This window comes from Ruegeria sp. BHSB056, from assembly GCF_059613305.1.
Genome location: NZ_JBXWSG010000105.1, coordinates 1 through 11,374 on the forward strand (window position 1 = coordinate 1; position 11,374 = coordinate 11,374).

General features: G+C 58.9%; 12 protein-coding genes. 7 read left to right on the forward strand and 5 right to left on the reverse strand.

All coding sequences use genetic code 11. The annotated features are described in order from the left end of the window. Positions 1-221 (reverse strand): c-type cytochrome (locus AC2FND_RS17935; RefSeq protein ID WP_496771151.1); only part of this gene is annotated, 221 nt, incomplete at its 3' end. Positions 222-318: 97 nt separating this feature from the next. Here AC2FND_RS17935 and AC2FND_RS17940 point away from each other — a divergent pair. Next, positions 319-756: a DMT family transporter gene (locus tag AC2FND_RS17940; RefSeq protein ID WP_209597831.1), complete on the forward strand. Its 438-nt coding sequence runs from the start codon at positions 319-321 to the stop codon at positions 754-756. On the opposite strand, the gene AC2FND_RS17945 is transcribed toward AC2FND_RS17940, so the two are convergent. Both AC2FND_RS17945 and AC2FND_RS17950 read right to left on the reverse strand, forming a co-directional pair. Then, positions 740-1,426, reverse strand: coding sequence for an ABC transporter ATP-binding protein (locus AC2FND_RS17945; RefSeq protein ID WP_496771152.1), 687 nt, complete (start codon positions 1,424-1,426; stop codon positions 740-742). The genes AC2FND_RS17940 and AC2FND_RS17945 overlap by 17 nt on opposite strands. Then, positions 1,419-2,714 (reverse strand): lipoprotein-releasing ABC transporter permease subunit, encoded by a 1,296-nt coding sequence (locus AC2FND_RS17950; RefSeq protein ID WP_496771153.1) that lies wholly within the window; start codon positions 2,712-2,714, stop codon positions 1,419-1,421. Before AC2FND_RS17950 ends, AC2FND_RS17945 begins: the two co-directional genes overlap by 8 nt. A 355-nt stretch (positions 2,715-3,069) precedes the next feature. On the opposite strand from AC2FND_RS17950, the gene AC2FND_RS17955 reads away from it, so the two are divergent. Then, positions 3,070-3,429 (forward strand): hypothetical protein, encoded by a 360-nt coding sequence (locus AC2FND_RS17955; protein ID WP_267366022.1) that lies wholly within the window; start codon positions 3,070-3,072, stop codon positions 3,427-3,429. 128 nt (positions 3,430-3,557) lie between these two features. On the opposite strand, the gene proS is transcribed toward AC2FND_RS17955, so the two are convergent. Beyond that, the gene (gene proS / locus AC2FND_RS17960) at positions 3,558-4,898 is read right to left on the reverse strand and encodes a proline--tRNA ligase (protein ID WP_480481934.1); all 1,341 of its coding nucleotides are present in this window, start codon (positions 4,896-4,898) and stop codon (positions 3,558-3,560) included. Positions 4,899-5,067: 169 nt separating this feature from the next. Here proS and AC2FND_RS17965 point away from each other — a divergent pair, with 169 nt between their 5' ends. The 5 genes from AC2FND_RS17965 to AC2FND_RS17985 all read left to right on the forward strand — a co-directional run bounded on the left by AC2FND_RS17965 (position 5,068) and on the right by AC2FND_RS17985 (position 10,853). Continuing rightward, positions 5,068-6,432 carry an FAD-dependent oxidoreductase gene (locus tag AC2FND_RS17965; RefSeq protein ID WP_496771154.1) on the forward strand — a complete coding sequence of 455 codons (1,365 nt, stop codon included), beginning with the start codon at positions 5,068-5,070 and terminating at the stop codon, positions 6,430-6,432. Then, the gene (locus tag AC2FND_RS17970; RefSeq protein ID WP_496771155.1) at positions 6,432-7,406 is read left to right on the forward strand and encodes an isopenicillin N synthase family dioxygenase; all 975 of its coding nucleotides are present in this window, start codon (positions 6,432-6,434) and stop codon (positions 7,404-7,406) included. The genes AC2FND_RS17965 and AC2FND_RS17970 overlap by 1 nt, the downstream gene beginning before the upstream one ends. Before the next feature lie 89 nt (positions 7,407-7,495). After that, positions 7,496-8,569, forward strand: coding sequence for an AI-2E family transporter (locus tag AC2FND_RS17975; RefSeq protein ID WP_496771156.1), 1,074 nt, complete (start codon positions 7,496-7,498; stop codon positions 8,567-8,569). Continuing rightward, on the forward strand, positions 8,570-9,259 hold the full coding sequence (locus AC2FND_RS17980) for an HdaA/DnaA family protein (RefSeq protein ID WP_496771157.1): 690 nt from the start codon (positions 8,570-8,572) through the stop codon (positions 9,257-9,259). A 49-nt stretch (positions 9,260-9,308) separates the two neighbouring features. Then, positions 9,309-10,853, forward strand: coding sequence for a Ppx/GppA family phosphatase (locus AC2FND_RS17985; RefSeq protein WP_209597844.1), 1,545 nt, complete (start codon positions 9,309-9,311; stop codon positions 10,851-10,853). 12 nt (positions 10,854-10,865) lie between these two features. On the opposite strand, the gene AC2FND_RS17990 is transcribed toward AC2FND_RS17985, so the two are convergent. Beyond that, entirely contained in the window at positions 10,866-11,240 is a 375-nt protein-coding gene (locus AC2FND_RS17990) for a hypothetical protein (RefSeq protein WP_496771158.1), read from the reverse strand. Between the last annotated feature and the right edge of the window lie 134 nt (positions 11,241-11,374).

An 11,374-nucleotide genomic window follows, 5' to 3' on the forward strand; every position in this document is an offset into this window, starting at 1 on the left:
GTCGGAAACACCCCGCTTTCGCCGGACAATGCGGTCAGATCGGACGGCTGAACAACCAGCACGCTGGCCATCGGCCCCTGCCCCGTTGCGTCAATCCCGTGACAGGTCGCACAGTAATGCAAATAGAGTTCCTCTCCGGTCGCCGCATCCTGCGCCCAAGCAGCCTGTGTGGCAGCAGCCGAAACCACGAGAACCAGCATACCGATCGTTGCCTTGAACATCGTATCCTCCTGTCACGATTGACATTTGCAGGGTTGCCCGACAGGCATATGGGCGCAATGATCCAGATCAACGAAACAGGTGCAGAGGGTTCGGGCAATGACACAATATGCAGCCATCATGCTGGCCGCCGGATTTGGAATTCCGATACTGGCTGCTCTTAACGCGGCCCTTGGCAAGGTCATCGGATCACCAACAACGGCAGCCGTGGTGCTGTTTGCAATTGCCCTGGCCGCCTCGGCGCTGACCATGCTGTTGTTTCCCGGTATTGCAGCCTTGTCCAAGGTTGCACAGGCCCCAAAACACCTGTTGCTTGCAGGTGTCCTGATTGCTTTCTATGTGTTGTCGATCACCCATGTCGCCCCGCATTTCGGTGTGGGAAACGCCGTGTTCTTTGTCCTGTTGGGGCAATTGATCAGTGCAGCGGCTATCGATCACTTCGGCCTGTTCGGCGCGCAGGTGGCACCCCTCACCCTGATGCGGGCGTGTGGTATCGCCGTCATGGCCATCGGTGTTGCGATCACTCAACTGGCCTGAGCACGCCGCCCTCAAGCCGGACCATGCGGTCCATGCGCGCCGCCAGTTCGAGATTGTGGGTCGCGATCAACGCCGACAATCCCTCGTCCCGCACCAGTGTCATCAGCGCATCGAACACCTGATCCGAAGTTTCAGGGTCCAGATTTCCTGTCGGTTCGTCGGCCAGCAAAACACGCGGCGCGTTGGCAAGTGCCCGGCAAAACGCCACGCGTTGCTGTTCGCCGCCCGACAGCGCCGCAGGGCGGTGGCTGGCGCGCGGGGCGACGCCCACACGGTCCAGCAAATCCAATGCCCGTGCCTGGGCTGCTTTTTCGGACGCGCCATTGGCCAGTTGCGGCAATGTGATGTTTTCCAGCGCCGTAAACTCGGGCAGCAGGTGATGGAACTGATATACGAACCCGATATCCCGCCGACGCAACGCCGTTCTGGTTCGGTCGCCCTTGCCGTTCACATTCTGCCCCCCGATTTCCACGGTTCCACCGTCAGGCGTATCCAGCAGACCGGCGATGTGCAGAAGCGTAGATTTGCCCGCACCTGAAGGCGCAACCATGGCCACGGCCTCACCCGCGCGCAGTTCCAGATCGACCCCGCGCAGAACCTGTACCTCACCCGGTGTGCCTTTGAGGTAGGTCTTGGTCAGCCCATTCAGTCGCAACGTAAGATCATTCATAGCGCAGCGCCTCGACCGGGTTCAGCCGCGCCGCGCGGCGGGCGGGGAAATAGGTGACGATGAAAGACAGGCCAAGCGACAGGCCCGTCGCCTTGAGCACATCGCTCAGATGCAGTTCGGCCGGCAGGGCGTAGATGCCACGGATCGACGGATCCCATACGCCGCCGCCCATCACGTAGTTCACGAATGAGAAGATCGGATCAATATAGATTGCAAAGAGGCATCCCAGGATAACCCCCATTGCAGTGCCGATCAGGCCGGTGAACGCACCGCAGATGAAAAAGACGCGCAGAACCGATCCTTCGCTCAGGCCGATTGTGCGCAGGATACCGATATCGCGCCCCTTGTTCTTGACCAGCATGATCAGGCCCGAAACGATGTTCATCGCAGCAATCAGAACGAGGATCGACAGGATGATGAACATCACATTATCCTCAACCTCGAGCGCGCGCAGGAAGCCGCCGGATGCGTCCTGCCATGTCCAGATCTGGCTGCGCTCGCCCGACGCCTCAAGAATGGGAACCAGGATCGGGCCAAGATCTTCGGGCTTGGCCACCATCACTTCGATCTCATCCGCCACACCTTCACGGTTGAAAAAGCCCTGCGCCTGCGAAAACGGCATGTAGACGCGGGTGCGGTCGATGTCATAGCGACCGGCCGAAAACACATAGACAACGCGATAGGCATTCACGCGCGGCGACGTGCCAAAGGCGGTTTTGACCCCGTTGGGCGAGGTCAGTTTGACCACATCCCCGACAGTGGCCCCGATGCTGCGGGCCACACCCGATCCAATGGCGATGACATCCTCAGCCGTCTGGAAATCCGACAGGTCCCCCGCCGCCTGTTCCGCCTGCGCGATACCCGGCAGGTCGAACAGATCGTCGGGTCGGATGCCAAACACCTCGACCCCGCTGCTGCTGTCGCGATTGGTGATCAGCACCTGCCCCTTCACCAGCGGTGCGGCGCGTTCAACACCGGGCACCTGCGCTATGCGGTCGGTGCGTTCGTTGTAGTCGGCAATTGTCCGATCCATTCGACCCTGAGCGTCAAATTCACCCGAGGAATAGACCGTCACATGCGCATTGGCACCCAGAATGGTGCCGACAAATTCAGAGCGAAAACCTGAACGAACAGCCAGCGTAGCGATCAGGGCAAACACGGCAAGTGTGATCCCGATCAGTGATATCCATGTCATCACGCTGACGCCGCCTTCGGCCCTGCGCGCGCGCAGATACCGCCAAGCGATCTTCCATTCAAAAGGGGCAAAGGGCGGGGGTGTCTTGGCCATGCCTGCTCCGGGCTTTCTTGTTTGCGGCGACCCTTTCGGCATTTCGCCCAATGGTCAAGCTGGTTGTCACTCTGAACTGGTTTCTCAGCCTGAATGAGCCGAATCATTCCCGTACATAGCCAAAATACGTGTGCGAAACAGGTGTCTTCCAATTAGGGCGCTACACCATGAGTTGTGAAGCGCATCACAGACAGAAGGTGATTGTTTCAGGTATGAAGTTAATCATCGCGCATCGTGAGCCACTGAATCGTAAAGGCAACAATAAGTGCGAAATTTTATTACTCTTTTTGATTATTTTCAGAAACTTTGCCACCCTAACCATGGGGGAACACATTTAAAGAGCGGGGGTCGCTCAATGAATTTACGAATTTCAACCAATGGCGCGGGTGCAATTTCGACCCGTCAGGCTTCAACAGAATTGGATTGTGAGACCGCAGCCTTGCTGCGCGCGGCCATCCGGCCGATCTTTGTCACCGCAGCAAGCTGGGGCAATTTGGCAGACATCCTGAAAGACAAAGGATATCGTCTGGTTTTCCGTCAAGGCCGTTTGTGTATCACGGATCGGGCAACTGATGCGCGGATTTGCGGATTGCGCTTTCTGGATATCGAGTTTCGCGAACTGATCAGCCGCCTTGGCCGCCCGATTGTTGTGGCGACAGGTGACGGAGCTAACGGAGACGTCCTGGCCGAGCGCCCGACGTCGGATCAAAACTGAGAACCTGCCGACTGACGCGGTCGGCCTTCTGGTAGCCTGGGAAGGGCCGCCAGGTCTGAGCCTCCGGCACCCCTTCCGGATCACGGGGCGTGTTTCAACGCCCGCTTCATGCAGCAACTGATGGTCGCTCAGGCGATCTGCTGGTAAATCTCAGCAACTTTGGTGACGGCCGCTTCAGGGCTCAGTTCCTCGCTTTCGCCAGTGCGGCGGCAGGTCAGTTCAACCACACCATTCTTCAGACCACGCGGGCCGACCGTGATCCGCCACGGCAAACCGATCAGGTCCATCGTGGCGAATTTACCGCCAGCGCGTTCGTTGCGGTCGTCATAGAGCGGTTCCAGACCCAAAGCTGTCAGCGCCGTGTAGATCTTGTCACAGGCTGCATCGGCTTCTTCATCGCCCTGCTTGAGGTTGACGATACCGCAATGGAATGGGGTCACGCCCTCGGGCCAGATGATGCCCTTGTCGTCATGGCTGGCCTCGATGATTGCTCCTACAAGGCGGCTGACACCGATACCATGGCTGCCCATGTGAACCGGAACCGGTTTGCCATCCGGGCCTTGGACAGTTGCACCCAAGGGATCGGAGTATTTGGTGCCAAAGTAGAAGATTTGGCCCACCTCGATGCCGCGCGCCACGCGGCGGCGTTCTTCGGGTATCTGGTTGAACAGCGCTTCATCATGGGTTTCGTCAGTGCGCGCGTATTTCGAAGTGAACTCTTCCAAAATGGCCTGACACTGTTCGCGGTTGTCATAATCGATGTCGCGATCGCCAAAGGTCAGATCAGTGACGGCGCTGTCATAGAAAACCTCGGATTCGCCGGTATCGGCCAGAACCAGGAACTCATGCGTGTCATCGCCACCGATGGGGCCTGAATCGGCGCGCATCGGAATCGCCTGAAGTCCCATCCGTTCATAAGTGCGCAGATAGCTGACCAGATGGCGGTTATAGGCGTGCAGCGCATCTTCCTTGGTCAGGTCGAAATTGTATCCGTCCTTCATGTAGAATTCACGGCCCCGCATCACGCCGAAACGCGGGCGGATTTCATCGCGAAACTTCCACTGGATCTGGTAGAGCGTCAGCGGCAGGTCCTTGTAGCTACTGACGTGGCCGCGGAAGATATCTGTCACCAGTTCTTCGGCCGTCGGCGTGAACAGCATGTCCCGGTCATGCCGGTCCTTCATCCGCAGCATCTCCTGACCGTAATCGTCATAGCGCCCGGATTCACGCCACAGATCCGCCGACTGGATAATGGGCATCTGGATCGCGATATGACCGGCCCGCGCCTGTTCCTCATGGACGATGTTTTCCAGCTTGCGCAGCACTTTGAAGCCCAGCGGCAGCCAGGAATAAATCCCGGCAGAGGCCTGCTTGATCATCCCGGCACGCAGCATCAGCCGGTGGCTGACGATCTGAGCCTCGGACGGGGTTTCCTTGAGAACGGGCAGAAAGTAACGGCTCAGGCGCATGGACGGACCTTCAAAGGTAAGAATTCGACTGGACAGGTGATTATGCCAAAGCCCCGCCGGGGGCAATCGCGCATTGGTGTTTTTCCGACCTTGCGGCAGTCGGTTTTTTGATTGACCCGCCAATCGGGAATCCCAATGGTAGCGGAAACGCAAATCTCATGAGGCGCTGATGCAAACCATTCAGGAACCCGCACGCCAAATTCCCGTCATTCATCAAACCGATGTTCTGGTCGTGGGCTCTGGCCCTGCCGGGTTGGCAGCGGCGCTTGCAGCGGCACGTGCGGGGGCCGAGGTATCTTTGATCGATCGGTTCGGCTGCATGGGTGGTAACATCACTGCCGTCGGCGTCGAAGGATTTGCCTGGTACCGGCACGAGCAAACCATCGAGGCAGGCGGCATCGGGATGGAATTCGAAACCCGCGCCAAGGAGATGGGGGCCGCCGTTCCGGAAAGCCAGTCGCTAAGTTATGAGTTGGACAGCGAAGGCTTTAAACTGGTCGCCGATAGGCTGGTCGAAGAGGCGGGCGTGCACCCGATGCTGCACCGACAATTCGTCGCGCCGATCCTGGATGGAGACCGGATCACCGGCGTCATCACAGAATCCAAGGCCGGGCGCGAAGCGATTTTGGCCAAGGTCGTCATTGATGCCACCGGCGACGCGGATGTAGCCCTTCGTTCGGGCGCGCCGACCCACAAAACTCCGCGCGAGGACATGATGGCGGCCTCGGTCATGTTTCACCTGGCGGGCGTTGACAAGCGGGCCTTTATGGAAGGTGTGAAAGCTGACCCGCAGACCTACAAGGACTGGGGCGGCGGCGGAGAGTGGAACATTGAGACCTCGGGGAAAGAGGACGACATGTTCTCACCCTTCGTGCACAAACCGTTCCAGCAAGCGATTGATGAGGGGCTGATCCCGCCGCACCTGAATACCATCGCCGGAACCTGGGGCGCGATGCATGACACGGGCGAGCTGACATACATGAACCTCATCCATCTGGCCGAGATCGATGGCACCGACCCCGACAGCCTGACGCGCGGCGAGATCGAAGGCCGCCGCCAGACCATGCTGGCCATCGAGGCGCTGCGACGGTTCATGCCCGGTTGCGAAAACGCGCGTTTGCGGAATTTCGGGATGACCATCGGCATCCGCGACACCCGCAAGATCGATGCCGTTTACAACATGACCGAAAACGATGCCCGCCATCAGGGCCGGTTCGAGGATACGATAGGTATCTATCCCGAGTTCATCGACGGCTATGGCATTCTGATCCTGCCAACTACAGGGCGGTATATGCAAATCCCCTATCGGTCGATGCTGCCCAAGGGCATCAAAGGTCTGCTGGTTGCAGGACGCTCGCATGGCGCGGACCGGGTGGCGCATGCCGCAACGCGAAATATGGCCTGCTGCGCCGTCATGGGTCAGGGCGCGGGCATCGCCGCTGCGGTCTCACTGAAAAGCAATCAGGAGCTGGACCAGCTGAATCTGGCACCTGTTCACGCGGAACTGCAACGCCAGGGGGTGAGGATTCATTGATGGACAGTATCCTAACGATTGATATCGCGCCTTTGACTGCACCAGGAACCGCAGCCTATGAAACAACGGTCCGGCACATCCTTGCGGCCTGTCAGGGGATCGGCTTTTTGTCGATCACCGGGACTGGCATATCCCAGCAATCCGTGGATCAGGTGCGTCAGATCACCCGACAAATCTTTGCCGTCGATGACGCACGAAAATGGGATCAGGCCATCACCCGCGCCAACTATCGCGGCTATATTCCCATGGGGTTTTTCACACCCAATGATGGATCGGGCAAGGCCGACAAATACGAAGGCTACAAACTGCATCACGAGGTCGCAGCAGACGACCCGGTGCGTGAGGTTTGCGCGTTATACGGGCCAAACATCTGGCCTGACGACGTGCCCGGCGCGAAAGAGGTCATTCTGGGTTACTGGCGGCAACTGGACCGCGTCACCGATCTGTTGCTGGGCGCGTTAGAGGCAGGGCTGGATCTGAAATCCGACGCGCTGCGCAGTGCATTCCGGGCCCCGATGACCAACATGACCCTGCTGCATTACCCGCCTCAGGCCGAAGATGAGGCAGGCTATGGCATCCACCCGCACAAGGATACCGACGCCTTGACCATCATTGCCCCCGATCCGGTGGGCGGGCTTGAGGTGCAGACCCGCAGCGGTGGCTGGATCACGCCCGACTGCCCGCCCGGTGGTTTCGTGGTGAATATCGGTGACATGCTGGAGCTGTGGTCGGGCGGGCGGTTGAAATCCACGCCCCATCGGGTTGTGAACCGGTCGGGGCGGGAACGGTACTCTTTTCCCTATTTCGCGGTGCCCCGTCACGACGTCGTCGTCGCGCCTTTGCTGCCGCCCCTGCCCGGCTTTGACCGTCCGGCGGTTCATTGCGGTCACTGGTCGGCCGAGATTTGGCGTACGAACTGGCCCGACGAAACCGCCACCGAAGACACCCCGGAATTGGGAACGTTGCGCGGCTGACCCCTGTAAACGCAAGCGCCATGAACCGCTTGCATCATGGGCTTTGATGCGCCAAGAACACCTGCAAGGGCCTGAACAAGGGGATCGCCATGGCTTTGCCGGTTAAGGATCAGCTGAGATACTGGAGCATCGCCGCTGCGGTCTTCGCGTTGATCCTGTGGGCCCTTGGCGATGTCTTGTTGCCTTTTGTCATCGGTGGGGCCATTGCCTATTTTCTGGATCCGGTCGCTGACCGGCTGGAGCGGCTGGGCCTGTCGCGTATGGCCGCCACGGCGGTCATCACGGTCGTCGGTGTTCTGGGGTTTGCACTGGCAATTCTGATGGTGGTCCCTGCGCTGATCACCCAGTTGCTGGATCTTGTCGATGTACTGCCTGATCTGTTCAAACAGTTGCGCAGTTTCATAGAAAAACAGTTCCCGTCCTTGCTTGACCGGGAATCGAGCACGCACGCGATGCTGGTGTCCTTTGGCGAAACGCTGAAATCCAAAACCGGGGACGTTATGCAGACGCTGCTGACCTCGCTGGGTTCCGCGATCAACATCGTTGTTCTGTTGGTCATTGTGCCGGTCGTGGCTGTTTACTTGCTGTTGGACTGGGATCGCATGACCGCCCGCATCGGAGAGCTGCTGCCACGTGACCACGCCCCCATCATCAGGCGGCTGGCGGGTGAGATCGATGCGGTTCTGGCCTCGTTCGTGCGCGGCATGGGAACGGTCTGCTTGATCCTTGGCACCTATTACGCGGTTGCACTGATGCTTGCTGGTCTGCAATTCGGCCTGATTGTGGGTTTTATCGCGGGCCTGGTCACGTTCATACCCTATCTGGGCGCCCTTATCGGAGGCTCGCTGGCCATTGGGCTTGCGCTGTTTCAGTTCTGGGGCGACTGGGCTCATATCGGGCTTATCGCGGGTATCTTTGCCATTGGGCAGGTCACCGAGGGCAATTTCCTGACACCCAAGCTGGTCGGCAGCTCTGTCGGGCTGCACCCGGTTTGGCTCCTGCTGGCCCTGTCGGTCTTTGGCGCGCTGTTCGGCTTCGTCGGCATGCTAATCGCTGTCCCGGTCGCCGCAGCATTGGGCGTGCTGGCCCGCTTTGCCACATCGCTATACCTCGACAGCAGATTGTACACTGGTCTTGAAGGTCTGGATCAGGAAACCGAGTAAATGGCCCGACAACTCAGCTTTGATCTGCCCGCCAAAACTGCGCTCGGGCGAGAGGATTTCTTTGTGTCACCGGCAAATGCGCTGGCGGTGGCAATGATCTCGGCCACGTCCTGGCCTGGCAACAAACTGGTTCTGAGCGGGCCTGCCGGGGCGGGCAAAACCCATCTGGCCCATGTCTGGGCCGCTGAAACCGGCGGGCGTATCCTTCAGGCCAGCAATCTGAGATATGACGATGTGCCAGACCTGGCGCGTATGCCGATTGCAGTCGAAGACGTGCCTTTGATTGCCGGTGATCTCGAGCAGCAAAAAACGCTGTTCCACCTGCATAATCTTGTACTGGCCGAAGGGCATCCCCTGCTGATGACCGGCCGTCTTGCGCCAAAATTCTGGGCGTTGCCGCTGGCCGATCTGCAAAGCCGGGTCGAAGGTGCGCATCACGTCGCACTGGACCCGCCCGACGACGCATTGCTGGGCGCGGTTCTTGCCAAGCTGTTTGTTGACAGGCAGCTCAACCCCGGCCCCGATGTCATCGCCTATCTTGTCAAGCATATGGACCGGCGGTTTGAAAGCGCAGCCGACGTAGTATCCCAACTGGACCAATTGGCCCTGGCGGAAAAACGCGACATCACACGCACGCTGGCCATTCGCGTACTGAACACGGCCCCGGATGAGGTCGAGACCAATGATTGACCCGCTGACGTCAATTTCGCATCCTCAAAAAGAACAATCTGGAAGGCACATGGATCAGACCGTCGAAACCGATATCCCGGACTGGGGAACAATCGGAAAGCCTCTGTTTGACAAACCGGACGCACGGGCGCTGTCGCGCGTCGGGGTTGTCGATGTCGGGTCGAACTCGGTCCGGATGGTCATTTTCGACGGGGCGGCCCGATCACCGGCTTATTTCTACAATGAAAAGGTCATGTGCGAACTGGGGGCGGGCCTGTCCGAAACCGGACGGCTGAACCCGCGTGGCCGCGAACGCGCCCTGGCGGCATTGCGGCGCTTCCAGCACCTGGCAATGGATCTGGACTTGCCCGGTTTGCATGTTGTCGCCACCGCTGCTGTGCGCGAAGCCTCGGATGGGCCCGAGTTCTGCGATCAGGTGCAGGCTGAAACCGGTTTGCAGGTGGCCATCATTGACGGTGACGAAGAAGCCCGCCTGTCGGCACAGGGTGTCCTGTTGGGATGGCCCGGAGCTTATGGGCTGATCTGCGATATTGGCGGATCGTCGATGGAATTGGCCGAAATCGGCGGTGGTCAGGTCGGCCGTCGCGTAACCTCGCCGCTTGGGCCGCTGAAACTGCGTGACATCAAAGGCGGGCGGCGCGCGCGAAAAGCGCATATCAAGGAAACGATGGAGGATCTGCGCAATCAGATGGGCCAGCAGCGGGATCGTTTGTTTCTGGTCGGCGGCAGCTGGCGCGCCTTTGCGCGGCTGGACATGCTGCGGCGGGGCTATCCGCTGAACGTGCTGCATGAATACCGCATGACCACCAAGCAGGTGCGCGAGACGATCAAATACATCGAAAAACACGACAGTGAAAAGTTGCGTGCTCAGGCGGGCGTGTCCAGCTCGCGCATGGCGCTTATCCCTTACGCGATGGATGTTCTGGCACGGCTGATCCGTACGTTCAAACCCAAAGATATCGCCATCTCAAGCTATGGTATCCGCGAGGGGTTGCTGTATGAGCAGATGCCGCAGGAAGTGCGCGACCGCGACCCGCTTATCGAAGCCAGCCGGTTCTCGGAAGCCAAGGACGCCCGCCTGCCGGGATTTGGCAGCAACCTCTATGATTTTGTCATCCCGCTGTTTAGATCGGCACCGCCCAGCAGAGTGCGCCTGATCAAGGCGGCCTGCCTGCTGCACGATGTAAGCTGGCGCGCGCATCCCGACTATCGGGCCGAGGTGTGTTTCGACAACGTCACGCGCGCCAATCTGGGTGGCCTGAAGCACTCCGAACGTGTTTTCATCGGTTTGGCACTGCAACACCGTTATCGCAACAAACGGGAAGGAAACCGGTTCTCTCGGCTTTACGAATTGCTGGATGAAAAAAGCCAGAAACAAGCTGAAATTCTAGGCAAGGCCATGCGCTTTGGCGCGATGTTGTGGATGCACAACGATGCCAATATGGGGCAGCTCAAGTTTTTCCCAAAAAAGCGAGAACTGGAACTGTATCTACCCGAATCCGCTGCCCCCCTGTTCAGCGAAGTGGCTGAAGCCCGGTTCAGCGCTTTGGCAGCAGCACTGAAATCTCAGACTCGCGTGATTATCAGGGGCTGACCTTTAACCAGGTCAGATGTCTGTGGGGCCTTCTGGCACCTCGATATCCCGCTTTTCGGGCTCGGATGGCTCTTGGGTCGGTTTTCTGCGGATAATGATATCGCCATTGGGCAGGATCTCGGGCGGTTCATAAACGCTCCAGTCCTTGACCTCGGCCGCCAGTTCAGCAAGCGCTGGGCCCATCTGCTGCAAGAAGGACTGCATCGCCGGGCCAAGCTCTTCCGCAAGACCCAGCAAGTTTTCCAATGCCGGTTCCATTTCCTTGCGCAAACCTTCGAAAAACAGCTCGGCCCCCTGTTCCATCAGGGATTTTTCGCTGTCTTCCTGTGCGATGGAGGGCGCAGCAAAGAACACTGAGATCGTACTGATCAGCAATATGCGTTTCATACCTGACATATAAGGCCCGTGTGGCAGGCTGGAAAGGTCACAGTTCAATATCCAGCGTGACTGGAAAATGATCGGAGGCCGTCAAAAGCGCCTGTCGCAATTCCGGTTCAGCCCAACAGGCGGCATCCTGAAAC

Coding starts and splice junctions, on each gene's coding strand:
- AC2FND_RS17940 (WP_209597831.1), top strand. CDS start 319: ATGACACAATATGCAGCCATCATGCTGGCCGCCGGATTTGGAATTCCG.
- AC2FND_RS17945 (WP_496771152.1), bottom strand. CDS start 1,426: ATGAATGATCTTACGTTGCGACTGAATGGGCTGACCAAGACCTACCTC.
- AC2FND_RS17950 (WP_496771153.1), bottom strand. CDS start 2,714: ATGGCCAAGACACCCCCGCCCTTTGCCCCTTTTGAATGGAAGATCGCT.
- AC2FND_RS17955 (WP_267366022.1), top strand. CDS start 3,070: ATGAATTTACGAATTTCAACCAATGGCGCGGGTGCAATTTCGACCCGT.
- proS (WP_480481934.1), bottom strand. CDS start 4,898: ATGCGCCTGAGCCGTTACTTTCTGCCCGTTCTCAAGGAAACCCCGTCC.
- AC2FND_RS17965 (WP_496771154.1), top strand. CDS start 5,068: ATGCAAACCATTCAGGAACCCGCACGCCAAATTCCCGTCATTCATCAA.
- AC2FND_RS17970 (WP_496771155.1), top strand. CDS start 6,432: ATGGACAGTATCCTAACGATTGATATCGCGCCTTTGACTGCACCAGGA.
- AC2FND_RS17975 (WP_496771156.1), top strand. CDS start 7,496: ATGGCTTTGCCGGTTAAGGATCAGCTGAGATACTGGAGCATCGCCGCT.
- AC2FND_RS17980 (WP_496771157.1), top strand. CDS start 8,570: ATGGCCCGACAACTCAGCTTTGATCTGCCCGCCAAAACTGCGCTCGGG.
- AC2FND_RS17985 (WP_209597844.1), top strand. CDS start 9,309: ATGGATCAGACCGTCGAAACCGATATCCCGGACTGGGGAACAATCGGA.
- AC2FND_RS17990 (WP_496771158.1), bottom strand. CDS start 11,240: ATGAAACGCATATTGCTGATCAGTACGATCTCAGTGTTCTTTGCTGCG.